This window comes from Psychrobacter sp. AOP3-A1-26, from assembly GCF_052378235.1.
Taxonomy (GTDB): Bacteria; Pseudomonadota; Gammaproteobacteria; order Pseudomonadales; family Moraxellaceae; genus Psychrobacter.
The window spans coordinates 1-945 of sequence record NZ_JBQSXN010000188.1; the positions used below are offsets into that span (position 1 = coordinate 1).

1 pseudogene is annotated in these 945 nt (G+C 34.7%); it reads left to right on the forward strand.

The window, feature by feature from the left end:
- Positions 1–187 precede the first annotated feature (187 nt).
- Positions 188–945 (forward strand): annotated as a pseudogene (locus ACT3TU_RS14225) (hypothetical protein); the annotation flags it as partial.

Consider the following 945-nt stretch of genomic DNA (forward strand, 5'->3'; position numbering starts at 1 on the left):
TAAACAGTCCTAAGATTACTAAATATAGGGGATGCACTGTTCAACAAAAACAATCAAAATATGCGATGGTGGATTTGACATCATGTGAGTTTGATAACAGAACAGATTTGTCTTTGTACAAATCTAAATCTTAGAATAAGGCAATAGCATACCAAACCACTCAAGCAACTAAGGCAAGTTTAGTACTATGTTTAAACAAATCTTCACTGCTCTCATTTGCTTTAGCTTTTTTTTAGCTACTGCCTGCCAAGCAAAAAAAGAGAGCACTATGCCTGATAAACCTTTAGAAATTTCATTAAACATGACTGCTAAAGAGTTATACGATGCCAACCCTGAGTATAAAGCGTTTCAAGAAGCGGACGCTCAACCTATGGGCGTTACTTTTCAAGGTTATGACTTTTCAACAAGCAACATGGGGAAAGCAATTTTCCATTATTCTGATGATAGTTTTAAGATTGACCAAGTTGTCACTATTTTAGCCATGGATAAGGTAACTAGCGAGCAGAGAGGGTTGAATAAAATTACAGTTGATTTTTTCTTCGATAAGACAGACAACGGTATATCAGACGAAGATGCTTATAAAAAAATGATGTCTTTCTTTAAAGAACTACAAGATAAGGGTTGGACGTATGCTAAAAGTTTAAGTGAACCTCGTTTAAGCCCTAAAGACAGCTTTACATTTGCTACAAAAGAAGGTGGAAGTGACTTTAATCTTGATTACACCTACCCTTTGAACTTTGAGCAATGGATGCAGCTCAGTGATTTACAAATATGGCAACTGCGACATGGTACAGATGTATTTATGAATATTAGAATAAATAGACAAACAGATCCATCTACTGGTAATCGTCATTACCTGATTAGCTTAGATATTTTCGATGAGTTAGAGTTAATAAGACAAATAATCCCTAATAACTATGATGAATCTTTGACCAAAGAATATAG